This is a genomic window from Clostridioides sp. ES-S-0123-01 (assembly GCF_020658415.1).
Taxonomy (GTDB): Bacteria; Bacillota; Clostridia; order Peptostreptococcales; family Peptostreptococcaceae; genus Clostridioides.
On the sequence record NZ_JACVWD010000001.1, the window covers coordinates 32,163 to 48,256 of the forward strand.

The 16,094-nt window shown below is 28.3% G+C and carries 11 protein-coding genes; 9 read left to right on the forward strand and 2 right to left on the reverse strand.

Going from position 1 to position 16,094, the window contains the following annotated elements; all coding sequences use genetic code 11:
• The first annotated feature begins 61 nt into the window (after window positions 1-61).
• The 7 genes from IC175_RS00140 to IC175_RS00170 all read left to right on the forward strand — a co-directional run bounded on the left by IC175_RS00140 (window position 62) and on the right by IC175_RS00170 (window position 10,596).
• Window positions 62-2,308, forward strand: a complete 2,247-nt coding sequence (locus IC175_RS00140; RefSeq protein WP_227824047.1) for an ABC transporter ATP-binding protein — start codon at window positions 62-64, stop codon at window positions 2,306-2,308.
• Window positions 2,301-4,133 (forward strand): ABC transporter ATP-binding protein, encoded by a 1,833-nt coding sequence (locus IC175_RS00145; protein ID WP_227434881.1) that lies wholly within the window; start codon window positions 2,301-2,303, stop codon window positions 4,131-4,133. The genes IC175_RS00140 and IC175_RS00145 overlap by 8 nt, the downstream gene beginning before the upstream one ends.
• A gap of 653 nt (window positions 4,134-4,786) precedes the next feature.
• The gene (gene hflX, locus IC175_RS00150; protein WP_413927230.1) at window positions 4,787-6,058 is read left to right on the forward strand and encodes a GTPase HflX; all 1,272 of its coding nucleotides are present in this window, start codon (window positions 4,787-4,789) and stop codon (window positions 6,056-6,058) included.
• Window positions 6,059-6,290: 232 nt separating this feature from the next.
• The gene (locus IC175_RS00155) at window positions 6,291-6,830 is read left to right on the forward strand and encodes a flavodoxin domain-containing protein (protein ID WP_227850963.1); all 540 of its coding nucleotides are present in this window, start codon (window positions 6,291-6,293) and stop codon (window positions 6,828-6,830) included.
• Between the two features lie 207 nt (window positions 6,831-7,037).
• Entirely contained in the window at window positions 7,038-8,402 is a 1,365-nt protein-coding gene (locus tag IC175_RS00160) for an aldehyde dehydrogenase (protein ID WP_227434878.1), read from the forward strand.
• 146 nt (window positions 8,403-8,548) lie between these two features.
• Window positions 8,549-9,715 carry an AI-2E family transporter gene (locus IC175_RS00165; protein WP_227434877.1) on the forward strand — a complete coding sequence of 389 codons (1,167 nt, stop codon included), beginning with the start codon at window positions 8,549-8,551 and terminating at the stop codon, window positions 9,713-9,715.
• A gap of 98 nt (window positions 9,716-9,813) precedes the next feature.
• Entirely contained in the window at window positions 9,814-10,596 is a 783-nt protein-coding gene (locus IC175_RS00170; protein ID WP_227434876.1) for an alpha/beta hydrolase, read from the forward strand.
• Between the two features lie 120 nt (window positions 10,597-10,716).
• Here IC175_RS00170 and IC175_RS00175 read toward each other — a convergent pair whose 3' ends face one another.
• Both IC175_RS00175 and IC175_RS00180 read right to left on the reverse strand, forming a co-directional pair.
• Window positions 10,717-11,370 carry a TetR/AcrR family transcriptional regulator gene (locus IC175_RS00175; RefSeq protein WP_227434875.1) on the reverse strand — a complete coding sequence of 218 codons (654 nt, stop codon included), beginning with the start codon at window positions 11,368-11,370 and terminating at the stop codon, window positions 10,717-10,719.
• Window positions 11,371-11,393: 23 nt separating this feature from the next.
• The gene (locus IC175_RS00180) at window positions 11,394-12,758 is read right to left on the reverse strand and encodes a sodium:solute symporter family protein (protein WP_227482502.1); all 1,365 of its coding nucleotides are present in this window, start codon (window positions 12,756-12,758) and stop codon (window positions 11,394-11,396) included.
• Between the two features lie 674 nt (window positions 12,759-13,432).
• On the opposite strand from IC175_RS00180, the gene IC175_RS00185 reads away from it, so the two are divergent.
• Window positions 13,433-14,863, forward strand: a complete 1,431-nt coding sequence (locus tag IC175_RS00185; RefSeq protein WP_227434873.1) for an MFS transporter — start codon at window positions 13,433-13,435, stop codon at window positions 14,861-14,863.
• A gap of 99 nt (window positions 14,864-14,962) precedes the next feature.
• On the forward strand, window positions 14,963-16,066 hold the full coding sequence (hisC, locus tag IC175_RS00190; protein WP_227434871.1) for a histidinol-phosphate transaminase: 1,104 nt from the start codon (window positions 14,963-14,965) through the stop codon (window positions 16,064-16,066).
• Window positions 16,067-16,094 lie beyond the last annotated feature (28 nt).

Consider the following 16,094-nt stretch of genomic DNA (forward strand, 5'->3'; position numbering starts at 1 on the left):
AAACAATGTTTTTCAATTTAATGCTATCAGACTAATTAATATTACAGAAGGGAAGAAGTGTATGTTTAAATTAATTAAATATTTAAAGAAGTCAGCCTTATCAATAGTAATAATAGTATGCTTATTGGTAGTTCAAGCAGTATGTGACCTTTCTTTACCAAAATATACATCTAATATAGTAAATATAGGGATACAGCAAGGTGGAGTAGAAAACTCTGTTCCATCTATAATTAGAAAAAGTGAATTAGATAAGATTACTTTGTTTATGGATAAAGATAATAAGGATAAAATATTAGACAATTATACTTTATTGAATAAGGAAGATTACAGCAAGTATAAAGAGAAGTATCCAAATTTAAAAGACGAATCTCTTTATGAGTTAAATACTAAAAACAAGGATACTATAGATGAGTTAAATACTATTTTTGGTAAATCTATTTTAATTGTATCAGGGCTTGAGGGGGACAGTAAGGAAGTAAAAGCAATGAAATCTCAGATAATGAGTCAACTTCCTACACAAGGGACTCAAGGTGAAGAAGTTGATATATTTAAAGTGTTATCAATGATGCCAACAGAACAATTAGACAAATTAACTAAAGAGATGAGCAAAAGCTTTGAAAGTATGCCAGAAAGTATGATAACACAAAGTTCAGTATCATATGTAAAAGCAGAATATGAAAACATAGGTATTGATACAGAAAATATGCAAAATAATTATATATTACTTACTGGTGCAAAAATGCTTGGTATAGCTATGATTAGTATGATAGCTACAATTACAGTTGGATTTTTAGCAGCAAGAGTAGCAGCAAGTGTAGGAAGAAATTTAAGAAGTGGAGTTTTTAGAAAAGTTATGTCATTTTCAAATAGTGAAATGAATGAGTTTTCTACAGCATCATTAATCACTCGTAGTACAAATGATATTCAACAGATACAAATGTTGATGGTTATGCTACTTAGAATAGTTTTTTATGCTCCAATAATGGCTATAGGTGGAATAATAAAAGTTTTAAATACTAATACTTCAATGGCTTGGATTATAGCAGTTGCAGTAGTAGCCATTTTATCTCTAATAATTGTATTATTCTCAGTTGTTATGCCTAAGTTTAAATTGGTTCAAAAGCTTGTCGATAAGTTAAACTTAGTAAGCCGTGAGATAATTACAGGTATTCCAGTTATAAGAGCTTTTAGTACTGAAAAACATGAAGAAAAAAGATTCGATGAAGCAAATAAAAATTTAACTAAAACAAATCTTTTTGTAAATAGAGTTATGACATGTATGATGCCTGCTATGATGCTTATAATGAACCTTATTACAGTTCTTATAGTTTGGAGAGGTGCATATAGTGTTGATTCTGGAGCAATGCAAGTTGGAGATATGATGGCATTTATACAATATACAATGCAGATAATAATGTCATTCTTGATGATATCAATGATATCTATTATGCTTCCAAGAGCATCTGTTTCAGCTACACGTATAGATGAAGTGTTGGTATCAGATATAAGTATCAAAGACCCAGAAAAATCAAAAGTACAAGAATTTAAAGAAGATAAAAAAGGTCTTGTTGAATTTAAAAATGTTTCATTCATGTATCCAGATGCAGAAGAAGCTATATTGACAGATATATCCTTTACAGCAAAACCAGGAGAAACAACTGCATTTATAGGAAGTACTGGTAGTGGTAAGTCGACTCTTATAAATTTAATTCCTCGTTTCTTTGATGTTACTGAGGGAGAAATATTACTTGGTGGAGTTAATATAAAAGATGTTGCTCAACATGATTTAAGAGAAAAAATTGGATATGTACCTCAAAAAGGAGTATTGTTCTCTGGTACCATAGAATCCAACTTGAAATATGGCAGAAAAGACGCAACAGATGAAGAAATGAGAGCTGCAGCTGAAATAGCTCAAGCTACAGAATTCATTGATTCTAAACCAGAAGCTTTTAAAACTGAAATTTCTCAAGGTGGAACAAATGTCTCTGGAGGTCAAAAACAAAGACTTTCTATTGCAAGAGCAATAGCAAAAAATCCAGAAGTTTATATATTTGATGACAGTTTTTCGGCTCTTGACTTAAAAACTGATGCAGCTCTTCGTAAAGCTTTAAAATCAAAAACTGCTGAAAGTACAGTATTAATAGTTGCACAAAGAATTAGTACCATCTTGCATGCAGAACAAATAGTTGTTTTAAATGAAGGAAAAATAGTTGGAATAGGAACACATAAAGAGCTTCTAAAAAATTGCGAAGTTTATGAGCAAATAGCTTTATCACAACTTTCAAAGGAGGAGCTAGCTAATGAGTAGAATGGGAAAAGGTCCTATGGGAAAATCTATAGGAGCAGGACAAAAAGCAAATGACTTTAAAGGAACCATGCGAAAACTAATTGCATACTTATCTAAATTTAAAATATCAATAATTTTGGTAATTGTATTTGCTATTGGTAGTGCATCGTTTTCTATAGTAGGTCCAAAAATTTTAGGTAAGGCGACTACAAAGATATTTGAAGGATTAGTGAGCAAAGTCTCTGGAGGCAATGTAGGTATAGATTTTGACGCAATTGGAAAAATTTTAGCATTATTACTTTGCCTTTACTTGGTAAGTGCACTATTCTCTTTTATACAAGGATTCATAATGAGTGGAATTTCTCAAAAAGTATCTTATAATTTAAGACAAGAGATTTCAGTAAAATTGGATAGATTGCCAATGAAGTATTTTGACACTAAAACACATGGTGAAATACTATCAAGAATTACAAATGATATAGATACTCTAAACCAAAGTTTAAATCAAAGTATGACACAACTTATAACATCAGTAACAACTATGATAGGTGTTTTGATAATGATGTTATCTATAAGTGGTATTATGACATTAGTGGCAATTTTAATATTACCAATATCAATGTTTGTAATTTCAAGAATAGTAAAGAAATCACAAAAATACTTTAGATCCCAACAAGAATATTTAGGGAATGTAAATGGTCAAGTTGAGGAAACTTATAGTGGTCAAACAATAGTAAAAGCATTTAATCGTGAAGAAGAAGCAATTAATGAATTTGATAAATTAAATGATAGTTTGTATAATTCAGCATGGAAATCTCAATTTTTGTCTGGGATAATGCAACCACTTATGATGTTTATTGGAAACTTAGGATATGTAATGGTATCAATCTTAGGAGGTTGGCTTGCAATTAAGAAAACAATTGAGGTTGGAGATATACAGTCATTTATACAATATGTAAGAAACTTTACACAACCAATGACTCAGATTGCACAGGTTGCTAACTTACTACAGTCAACAGCAGCAGCTTCTGAAAGAGTATTTGAGTTTTTAGAAGAGGAAGAAGAAGACCAAGTTGTTGAAAATGCAGTTTCAATAGATGGTTTAGAAGGTAAGATTGATTTTGAAAATGTTAATTTTGGATATAATTCAAATAAGACTATAATAAATGATTTCTCAGTAAATGTTAAACCTGGTCAAAAAGTTGCTATTGTTGGACCTACAGGAGCAGGTAAAACTACTATAGTTAAGCTTTTAATGAGATTTTATGATGTTAATAGTGGTTCAATACTAATTGATGGTCATAATATTAAAGATTTCAATCGTAGTGAGCTTAGAGAAATGTTTGGTATGGTTCTTCAAGATACATGGTTATTTAGTGGCTCAATTATGGAAAATATAAGATATGGTAAACTAAATGCTACAGATGAAGAAGTTATAGAAGCAGCTAAATCTGCACATGTTCATAGATTTATCAAAACATTGCCAGATGGATACAACATGAAATTAAATGAAGAAGCAAGCAATGTTTCTCAAGGTCAAAAACAATTATTGACTATAGCTCGTGCCATTTTAGCAGACCCTAAAATCTTAATATTGGATGAAGCTACAAGTTCTGTTGATACTAGAACAGAAGTATTAATTCAAAAAGCTATGGATAATCTTATGGAAGGTAGAACAAGCTTTGTTATAGCACATAGATTATCAACTATACGTGATGCTGACATGATTCTTGTTATGAATGAAGGAGATATAGTTGAACAAGGAAACCATGAGGAACTTCTAAAGAAAGGTGGATTCTATGCTAATCTTTACAATTCTCAATTTGAAGAAGATGAAGCAATGTAGTAAGAATTTACTTTAAAATATGAGTATCGTTGTAAGAGAAATATAGAATAAACTATGTAGATAAGATTATATTTTGTAAGATATAATCTTATCTATTTTTTTATGTATTTACAAAGTTATGTATTTTGTTATAATATATAATAAGGAAAATGTTGGAGGTGATTATCAAAATGTATATTTAATCGTATTCTTTAAATTTTATTAATAATAAAATTTAATTTTAATAGTTAACAATTATGTAAAGTTATCTACTTTAGTTACTTTTATTAGTTGTGTAAAAAACTACTTAAATTTAAGAATTGGGTTAAATATAATATAATAATTACATATGAGTCAATTAAATTGACATATTTTTAATATATATTTAGAATTTTAATCCTTCTTATAATGTAAGTAGATTGTTTTGTATTACTTAGATTTATAAGGAGTTTTTTATTGAAAAAACTACATAATATAATTGAGGAGAGGTGTTTTAAAGTGATTTTTTATATAAGATTAAGAAAATAACGCACGATTATGGTTATTATAATATTAAATTAGAAGTATCATTTAAGAATAAAATTAAACAAGCAAATTCTTAATGAATTTAATTATAGAGCCATAATCTCGTGCTATATATTAAATAAAAAATAGTATATAAGGAGAATATGGATATGGCAAAAAAAGGAATAATAGTAGGACTAAACATAAATAGTAAATCTGAGGATTTCAACGAACTAATGATTGAACTTGAAAACTTATGCTCTGCATGCAATATTGATGTTGTAGGAAGTATAACTCAAAATGCAAAGCAGGTTAATAGAGCATATTATATTGGTATAGGTAAAGTTGAAGAATTATTAAATATAATAAAACAAGAAAAAGCAGATATAGTTGTGTTTTATAATGAGCTTTCTACATCACAACTTAAAAACCTTGAAGAAAAATTAAAATGTGAAATTATAGATAGAACAGCATTGATACTTGATATATTTGCACAAAGGGCAAAAACTAGAGAAGCCAAGCTTCAAGTGGAAGTAGCAAGTTTAAGATATATGTTACCAAGACTTATAGGCTCAAATGAAAATTTAGGGCGTCAAAGTGGAGGAGTAGGTACTAAAAATAGAGGTTCTGGTGAAAAGAAATTAGAGCTCGACCGTAGAAGAATAGAAGAAAAGATAACTTCTCTAAATAGGGAATTAGATGATTTAAAATTCCAACGAGAAACTCAAAGAAATATGAGAAAAAAATCTAATCTTCCAAATGTAGCTTTAGTTGGATATACAAATGCCGGAAAATCTTCAATAATGAATGAATTAGTTGATATATTTAAAAACTCTGAAGAAAAGAAAGTATTTGAAAAAAACATGTTATTTGCGACATTAGAAACTTCTATTAGAAGCATAGTTCTTCAAGATAATAAAGAATTTTTATTGTCTGATACAGTTGGATTTGTAAGTAATCTACCACATGATTTAGTAAAAGCATTTAGGTCGACATTAGAAGAAGTGTGCGAAGCAGATGTGTTATTACATGTTATTGACGTTTCAAATCCAAGCTATAAAAATCATATTAAAGTAACAGTAGATACTTTAAATCAAATTGGCGCAAATGATATCCCTATAATAAATATTTACAATAAAATTGATTTAGTTGATGAAGAATTATTAAATGATATTGTAGATGATATAGGCAAGGAAGGTATATTTGTTTCAGCCAAAAAAAATATAAATATAGACAAAATGGTAAAATGCATTTGTGATAGCATATTTAAAGATTATATAAGATGTAAGTTTTTGATTCCATACAGTGAAGGAAATGTAGCTTCTTATTTTAATAATAATACAAGTGTCATAAATACAGAATATATGGAAGAGGGAACTCTTTTAGATGTAGAATGTAGTAATATAGAATATAACAAGTATAAAAAGTATGTTTTAGAATAAACTTTTTAAAAGGTATTGTAATCTAGAATTTATTTAAAGTAGTTAGTTTGGAGTTAAGTTGTAAAATTATTATAAATTATAATTTGTATAAAGCGGTATAGTTATCTAAGCTATACCGCTTCATTATATATGATAAAAAATAAGATTATTGACACAAAAGTAATTAATTACTATAATATAAAGTAACTAGTTACTAATTATAGTTATTATCAAGATTAAGGAGATAATTAACATGAAAAATATAGTGATAATTTATAAAAGTAAGTATGGTTCAACAAAAAAATATGCTAAATGGCTTTCAGAATCATTAGCTTGTGATATTTTTGAAATTAAGGATGTTAATCTAGAAAAGATTATAGATTACGATACAATTATTTTAGGTGGAGGTCTTTATGCTTGTAATATAGCAGGAATTTCTTTTTTTAAAAAGCACTATGAGAAATTAGCAGGTAAAAATCTAGTTGTTTTTGGTGTAGGAGCATCTCCATATGATGATTCAGTAATAAGAAAATTGAGAGAAGTTAATTTTAAGGATAAGTTGAATAATATTCCTTGTTTTTACTGCCGTGGCGAATGGAATGAAACAAAAATGTCATGGCTTGATACCACTCTTTGTAGTTTTCTTAAAAAGTCAATAGCTAAAAAACAACGTCAAGGTTTTAATCCAATAGAAACTCCTTTATTATTAGGAGAAGATTTTGATTGGTGTGATAAAAAGTATCTAAATCCTATACTTGATTATGTGGATAAACTTCAAAATACAAGCTTATAACTATATTGTAATTTATAGAGTAATTAATTCTTAAAAATACAATTTTTTTATTAGTTCTCCTGTATCTAAAAGGGGGGCTTTTTTTATTTGTAAATTTATGTTATATTGATATGAATTTATTATTGTATAAAAATTATATTAATAGAAATTTAAACAATTTGTTTTAAAAATAGAGTAGTCTAATTCTTAAAGAGGGGGGTTTAAATAGTGGATATAAATAAGATAGTAATGATGCAAAGGGAATACTATAATACAGGTAAAACAAGAGATGTATCATTTCGTTTAGAGCAGTTAAAAAAGCTAAAGTCAGTTATATTAAAAAATGAAGATAAAATACTTGTGGCATTAAAACAGGATTTAAATAAATCAAATTTTGAAGGATTTATGACAGAAGTAGGTATTTTATATAGTGAGTTGAATTTTGCTATAAAAAATATAAAAAAATGGAGCAAAACAAAAAGAGTTCGTTCAAGTATGGTCAATTTTCCATCTATATCTAAGGTTGTTCCTCAACCTTATGGTGTTACACTTATAATGTCACCTTGGAATTATCCATTTCAACTAGCTCTTATACCATTGGTTTGGTCATTAGCAGCAGGCAATTGTGCAATAATAAAACTTTCTGAGTACTCTGTATCAACTTCACATATAATCAAAGACATACTTGAAAGTATATTTTCAAAAGAATATATTGCAGTAGTTCAAGGTGACCAAGAAGAAAGCGAAAAAGTACTTTTAGAAAAATTCGATTATATATTTTTTACAGGAAGCACTGCGGTAGGTAAAGTAATTATGAAAGCAGCATCAAAGTATTTAACTCCTATAACTTTGGAACTAGGAGGAAAAAGTCCTTGTATTATACTAGAAGATGCAGATATAAATCTTGCTGCAAAAAGATTGACATGGGGAAAACTAATAAATGCGGGACAAACTTGTGTAGCACCAGATTATATTTTAGTACATGAGAATAAAAAAGATGAGTTAATAGAGAAAATAAAATATTATATTGAACAGTATTTTGGAGAGAATCCATGTGATAATGAGCAATTTCCTAAAATTATAAATGAAAAGCATTTTAAGCGTATAATATCCCTTATTGATATGGAAAAGGTAGTATATGGTGGTAATTATAATAACCATACATTAAAAATAGAGCCAACTATAATAGATGATGCTAGTTGGGATGATGATATAATGAAGGAGGAAATATTTGGACCAGTATTTCCTGTTTTGACATACAAAAACTTAGACGAAATTTTGCAAGAAATTATACAAAGACCAAATCCACTAGCTCTTTATATATTTACAAAAGATAAGTATTTGGAAAATAAAGTTTTAGAAATGATTCCAGCAGGAGGGTGTTGTGTAAATGATACAATTATCCATATAGCTACCAACTACTTACCATTTGGAGGTATTGGTGAAAGTGGTATGGGTTCATATCATGGTAAAGCAGGATTTGATACATTTACGCATTACAAAAGTGTATTGAAAAAATTAAATTTAGATATTCCTATTAGATATGCACCATATAATGATAAATTAATTAAAATTCTTAAAAAAATGATGTAAACTATATTGTAGAAAAAATACAAATCAAATTAAAAATATATATTTTGATTATATTTTATCAAATTAAAAATTTTAATTTGGCATATTTGTTATAAAAGTAGTAATTTTGTGATAAAATTTAATTATATAGAAATAAGGAGGAAAAAATGAAAATTAATTGGAATACAAAGTACACGACAATAGCAATTTATACGTTTATAATATCTGCTTGTAGTATTATATTCTATCTTATATCATCACAAATTGATGTATTCTCTAACAATTTAGATATTATGTTTACAACATTACAGCCATTTATAATAGGGTTTGCTATTGCATATCTTCTGAATTTTATTTTGAAATTTTATGAAGAAAGACTTTTTATCAAAAGTGAAAAATTAAAAAACCTAAAACAAAAATCAAAAAGAGGATTGGGTCTTTTATTAACATATGCAACAGCTGCATTGATACTTTACTTATTTATGCAATTCGTATTACCTCAAGTAATTGAGAGTATTGTTGGATTAGCAAATGATATACCTATGTATGTAAACAACGCAACTAAGCTTCTTGATAAATTAATGACTGATTTAAATCTTGATGAACAATACTTTAATTTAGCAGTAGATAAATGGAATGAATTTGTCACATACATTATAAAATTTGTAACAGATTTAATACCAATATTAGGAAATATGTTGAAGGATATAGCTTCTAGTATATGGAATATTGTACTAGGATTGATTGTTTCAGTATATTTGCTAATTGATAAAGAAAAATTCTATGGATTAAGTAAAAAAATAACTTATGCACTTTTTACAGAAACACAAGCTGCTAAAATTCTAGAATTAACTCACAGAAGTAACTATACATTTGGTAGATTTTTAGGTGGTAAGATACTAGATTCATTTATTATAGGTATTTTAACATTTGTAATACTTACAGTGGTAAAAATGCCATATACATTATTAATATCAGTAATAATTGGTATTACAAATATTATTCCATTCTTTGGACCACTGTTTGGAGCAATACCATCTACAATAATAGTAATGTTTGTTTCTCCAATACAAGCACTATGGTTATTGTTAATTATATTAATAATACAACAAATAGATGGAAATATTATAGGACCTAAAATACTTGGAGACTCAATTGGGATATCTGCATTTTGGATTTTATTCTCATTGTTAGTTGCAGGTAAATTATTAGGCTTTGTTGGAATGGTAATAGGAGTTCCTCTATTTGCAGTAATTTATTCTATAATTAAAGATATTATTGAGGGTAAATTAGATAAAAAAGGATTACCAACAGATACTTCTGATTATATGTAGTTAAAAATATATAAATTAATAAAATATTTAAAGCACTGAGACAATTAAAATCTTGGTGTTTTTTAGATAATAAATTCATTATAAAAGAGGTGTTTTTTGTGGCATTTATAGAATGTAAATTTAAATCAAAATATACAGGAGGAGAGACTGATATAATCGTAGTTTTACCTATAGCAAATGGAAAAGAACTATTTACTGGCAAAGAGATATATGACTTTGAAGGTAAGTTTAAAACATTGTACTTATTTCATGGGCTAGAAGATGACCAAAGTTCATGGATTAGATACACTAATGTAGAACATTATGCCAAAAGCAAAAATATAGCTTTAGTAATACCAAGGGTAGAAACTAGTTTTTACACAGATATGTTATATGGACATAAATATTTCACCTTTGTAAGTGAAGAGTTACCTAGATTTGTTAGAGCTATATTTCCTTTATCAGATAAGAGAGAAGATAATTTTGTAGCTGGAATGTCTATGGGAGGGTATGGCGCTTTAAAATTAGCACTTTCAAAACCAAATGAATTTTCAGCAGTAGCAAGTTTTTCTGGTTCACCTGATATGATTCATGAGTTGGAAAATCAGCAAATAGAAACAAATGCTGATATTCTATTCCATGACTTTGGGAAACCAGAAGATGCTAGAAATAGTGAGAATGATTTACTTTACATACTTAAGAATCTTAAAGAGAGTAATAAAGATATTCCTAAAATTTATCAATTTTGTGGTGATAGGGATTTTTTATATAAGAATAATCAAACCTTTAAAAAATATGCAGAATCTTTAGATGTTGATATTGTATATGAAGAGTGTGTTGGTGGTCATGAATGGCGTCTATGGGATTTATGGATAAAGAAATTTATAGATGCAATTGGATAAGCATTTTATTGTCATTAGAGCAAAATATTATAAAGTATTTTTAAACGTAATAAAGACTGAAATATTAAAATACAATTATGATTTCAAAATTTCAGTCTCTAAAAGTTCAATAAAATTTTATTAAGTTCTTATGCGAGTTATTATTGGCGTAAAATTATCAACTATATCTATATAGTATTTACTCAATTCTTCTAAAATATCTTCGCATAAATCAGTGCTGTGACCAAGGTTAATTAGAAACTGTTTTGTAAAATATTTTATTACAGATTGATAAGATATATCATATTTATGTGAAGTATAGACCCTAATTATCTCAGGTTTCATAGCGAGTATACCAATACAGGAAAGTATCAATTCGTCATGTTCTATAGATTCTTTTTCATTAACATATCTTTTCATGACCATTTCAGTTACACTTCGTTGATAGCTTAAAATAGCTTCCTCATAAGCTATATCCAAATAAAAGTTTCTATACGCTTCATTTTTTAAAAGAAAACAAAGGTCAGCATTCATAGCAAGAAAGAACATCATCATTGTACCTTCTTCATGATAATTATAGATTAAAGATTGCATTTCATCCCTTATATCTTCATATATTATAGCTCCTATTTCACTTTTACTTGAGAAATAATAACTTATTAAGCCTAAATTTATATTGGCTCTTTCTGCAATTTGCCTAGTGGTTGTCTTGTGATAACCTTGTTCAAAAAATAATTCTCTAGCAGCACTTATAATACTAGCTTTTGTTTCCTTACCTTTTTCTGATTTTGACATATTTACTGTGTATACCTTTCTTTTCAATCTTTTTTTGAAAATTTACTAACTATAAATATCGTAACCGAACCACCTATTATAGGTACTAAAATTCTGTCAAAGACAGTAAGGAGGCCAATCATATTTAAAAATGCTAATATTGCACTTACTATGACAGCACAGATAGCTCCTTTTTTTGTAGCACCTTTCCAGGAAAGACCAATGACAAATGGTGCAAATATCACACCTGTACATAATGGTGCTGGCCAAAATAATAGTTCTAATAAACTGTCAAACTTGAGTGCTATAATTGCTCCTATTATAGCTGTTAAAGCTGAGGCGATTTGAGAGTATTTAAGAGTATTTTTTAAATCATTAAACTCTATATTAGGATGTAATAATTTATTATAAATATCTCTCGATATTATGGCACTCATTGAGGTCATTAATGAGTCAGCAGTGGACATTATGGCAGCTAATATAGCAGCTAAGAATAATACAGAAACTAAAGGAGGTAGAGTTGTTGATATCATTTGAGGTAAAACCTGAACAGATGATATGTTTGGAAATAAACTACCACCAATAGCTCCAATTATGCCTATAGGGAAAGCAAGAAATAATAGTATAAATCCTGCAATAACACTGCTTTTAACTGCATTTTTAGCATTATCAGCACATTGGTATCTCAAAAAACTTTCATAAGAAAATATTGAGCCTAAAACCAATGGTAAAACTGTATACATAAAATCACTAAGCGACTTATTTCCTGGGAAGAATGGTTCTTTTACCATTGATTGTAACATAAGTAAAGGATTGTCGCCAACTAATTTTAAGCTTATATAAGCTACTATTGGCAAAAATACTACACAAATAGCAAGTTGAATAAATGCTGATACTGCAACTCCCCACATTCCTGATGCATAAGTATATATAATGATTACTATGACTCCTACAATTACAGCTATATCATAAGGGATACCAAATGCAGTAGATACAGAACCAAAAGATATTAGTTGACTGCCCATAATAGCTAATATTGATATTGGTGTTACAAGACATTGATAAGCTCTTAAGAATATACTATGACCATATCTAGTTTCAATATAGTCAGCAGGTGTTATATCACATGATAAGCTTCTTAATTTTCCTGCAAAAAACGCATTTACAAAACAAGCTAAAGCCGCACCTATAGTAGAGTACATACCAACCCATAGTCCTCTTTCAGCTCCCCATTGAACTCCACCAACCAAACATCCTCCTCCAAAAGACGTAGCAGCAATAGTTGCGGCAAGTATGGGTAAAGGAAGATTTCTACCCGCAATTAGGAAATCGGATGCTGTTTTAACTTTTTTAGAAAAATAAAAGCCAATCCATATGTACACTGCACATGTAGCAATTAAAAGTAACATAATTTTTTCTCCTTATATAATATTTTTTAAATAAAATTTATAAAATATATTTATAAAATATATTTTATATAAAAGTAAGACAATATTGACTTTAACTGGCTTTGGATTAGTGTAGCTACAATAATTTAACATATTATGTTATGTAAAAGTTAGATAAAATAAGAAAATTGAAAATTCTGAAATTAAAGATTATAATAAACGTTTACTTGATATATTCTTTTTTGTAATTGTAACATGCTTTTATTTTAAAATCAATAGTACATGTATAAAAATAAAAGGAATTTAAAGGGTGAAAAAATATTTTTAATATCTGATTGTAGTATATAAAAAGAAGATAAAAATTATTCTTGAATAAATTTATAATAATTTAAAATAAGTAAAATTTTGATAAAATAATTTGGAATGTATGCTTTGGTGACACTTTATATGGATATATTAATAAAAATAACGATTTAAATTAAGTATAAATGCCTTTTTGGTTCATTTGAGTAATGAAAAAATAAAACCAAAAAGTGTTTGACAATTATGAATTTTAAGAATATAATTAAATTAAAATTATACACATATAAAAATTTGATTCGAATTATAGAAAGTGTAGAGATGGATTTGAAATTCAAATTATTATACGTGAATAAAAATAAATAAAGAATAAATTATATTAAGGAGGGGTAGATGTGAGTAGTCAAGAAAGCAAACCAAAAGGAAACCTTATATCAAACTTTAGAGATGATATGAGAGACCCTAAAAAGAGAGCAGTATACACTTACTCAGGTTCTATAAATTTGGCATATAATTTTATAGGCTACTTTGTATCAACAGTAACAAACATATTTTTAACTGATGTAGCAAAGCTTGGGGTAATTATGGCAGGTGGTATGCAAATAATACAATCTTTCATAAAGATGGCTGTGGCTCCAATAACAGGGACTGTATTTGACAAACAACCATTTAAAAAAGGAAAATATTATCCTTGGCTTAGATATACACCAGCAGCATTAGCACTAACATATGGAGTATTTTTCATAGTTCCATTAATGAAAATAAGCCCAACATTACTTTTACCTTTAATGACAGCATTATTGTTAATAGCATCTTGTGCTCAGCAAGTAGTTTTCACTATAATCTATGCTATTTACCCTGTGGTTACTAAAACACCTAGAGACAGAGTTATAGGTTCGACTACTACAAATATATTCAAAGAAGTTGGAAAATTTTTAGTAGGTTTTTCATATCCGTTATTATTAGTTTTATTTGCAGATGTACTAGGTGGAGAAGGAATGGGTTATTTAGGTACTTATCTATTCTTTGCAGTAGGATGTCTTCTAGTATTTTGGTTTTCTTCAACAGAGATAATAAAGTCTGGAGCAGAAGCTGAAGTACTTCAAAAAGAAGAAAAACCAAAAATTAAAGCAAGTGAAATGCTAAAAGCTTTATTTACTAATGTACCACTTATGATGGCATTCTGTTTAGAGTTTCTTATATGCATAAGATCTATAGGGCTAGGACCTTTAGCTCCTTATTACTTTAAGTATGTAATAGAAGATGAACGTGGATTAGCAGTATTTTTAGCAATAATGCCTTTGGTAAGTGTAGGCTTTATGTTTTTCGCACCAGTATTTATAAGAATTTGTAAAGAACAAAAATTAGCTTCAATAATTTCTTTCTCTATATGTGCATTATGTCACTTGTTAGTTGCATGGACTCCTTGGGGGAGAACAACTTTAGGTGTAACTATGTTATTGGCAATTGGTGGAGGTTTCTCAAATGTAGTATCAATAATAAATCTTAACTTCTTTGCTGGTTCTTGTGATTATGGACATTGGAAATCAGGAAAAGATTTACCAGGTTTAAGTATGTCACTATATCCAGTTGCAATACAAGTAGGTGTATTACTTGCGACTACTATAAGAACAATTTTAATGAATTCAATGGGATATCAAGCTGATATGGTAGTTACAGCAGCAGTTAAAACAGGTTTTATAAATATGATTTCTTACTCTATGGCAATACCTTTAATAATAGCTGTTGTTATAGCAATCTTATATCCAGTAAGTGATAAAAAATTAAATCAAATAAGAGAAGAATTAAATCAAAGAAACGCTTAATAAAAAATTTGAGTAAATGACTTAGTTTAGTTGTGAGAGTAAGTAGACGCAATAGCGTTTATATAAATGAAAATACATATACAGAGGGGGCTTTTAAAAATGATAGAAAAATTATTGAGAAATACAGTAAAAGAATTACATCAATATGTTCCAGGTGAACCAATAGAAAAAGTAAAAGAAAAATATGGTGTAAAAGAAATAATAAAACTAGCTTCAAATGAAAATCCTCTAGGACCATCACCAAAAGCAATGGAAGCTATGATTGAAATGTTAAAACAAGGTCAACTTTATCCAGAGCCAGAAGCTAATGAACTTAGAAGAAAATTAGCTGAAAAATTGAATCTAAAAGCAGAAAATTTCATTGTTGCTAATGGAGCAGATAACGTTATCACGCTAATAGGTGAAGCTTTTATAAATAGAGGGGATGAAGTTATATACTGTGACCCAACATTCCCGTCTTATAGAACAGCAACTGTTAAAAATGAAGGAATACCAGTAGAGGTACCTTTAACAGAGGATTATAAGTATGATTTACAAGGTATATTAGATAAGATTACAGATAAAACAAAGTTAATATGTGTATGTAATCCTAATAATCCAACAGGAACAATTGTAGATGATAAAGAATTGGAAGAATTTTTAAAGAAAGTCCCTGAAAATATTATAACTATATTAGATGAAGCATATATAGAATTTTTAACAGTACCTAATTATGTGGATGGGCTTAAATATGTAAGAGAAAATTACAATGTTATAGTGACAAGAACTTTCTCTAAAATATATGGTCTTGCAGGACTTAGAGTAGGGTATGGTATTGCTAAAGATGAGATAATAAGAACTTTATTTACCGTAAAAGAACCTTTCTCTGCTAATCGTGTTGCGATAAGTGGAGCAACAGCAGCACTTGATGATGATGAATTTATAAAGGAGACATATGAGTTAAATAGAGTTGGAATGGATTATTTCAAAGACGAGTTCACAAAAATGGGATTTGATGTTGTAGATTCACAATCAAACTTCCTTTATGTAGATATGAAAACAGATATACCTAAGCTATTTGAAGACTTAAAACAAAAAGGTTTTGTAATAAGACCAAATGCTACACATGCACGTGTAAGTATTGGAACTATGGAAGAAAACAAGAAATTTGTAGCAGTTTTAAAAGAAATATTAAATCTTAAGGAAGAGCCAAGTATTGGCTAATAGATAGAAATATTACGAAATGGGGTGT

Coding starts and splice junctions, on each gene's coding strand:
- hisC (WP_227434871.1), top strand. CDS start 14,963: ATGATAGAAAAATTATTGAGAAATACAGTAAAAGAATTACATCAATAT.
- IC175_RS00140 (WP_227824047.1), top strand. CDS start 62: ATGTTTAAATTAATTAAATATTTAAAGAAGTCAGCCTTATCAATAGTA.
- IC175_RS00165 (WP_227434877.1), top strand. CDS start 8,549: ATGAAAATTAATTGGAATACAAAGTACACGACAATAGCAATTTATACG.
- IC175_RS00180 (WP_227482502.1), bottom strand. CDS start 12,758: ATGTTACTTTTAATTGCTACATGTGCAGTGTACATATGGATTGGCTTT.
- IC175_RS00145 (WP_227434881.1), top strand. CDS start 2,301: ATGAGTAGAATGGGAAAAGGTCCTATGGGAAAATCTATAGGAGCAGGA.
- hflX (WP_413927230.1), top strand. CDS start 4,787: ATGGCAAAAAAAGGAATAATAGTAGGACTAAACATAAATAGTAAATCT.
- IC175_RS00155 (WP_227850963.1), top strand. CDS start 6,291: ATGAAAAATATAGTGATAATTTATAAAAGTAAGTATGGTTCAACAAAA.
- IC175_RS00175 (WP_227434875.1), bottom strand. CDS start 11,370: ATGTCAAAATCAGAAAAAGGTAAGGAAACAAAAGCTAGTATTATAAGT.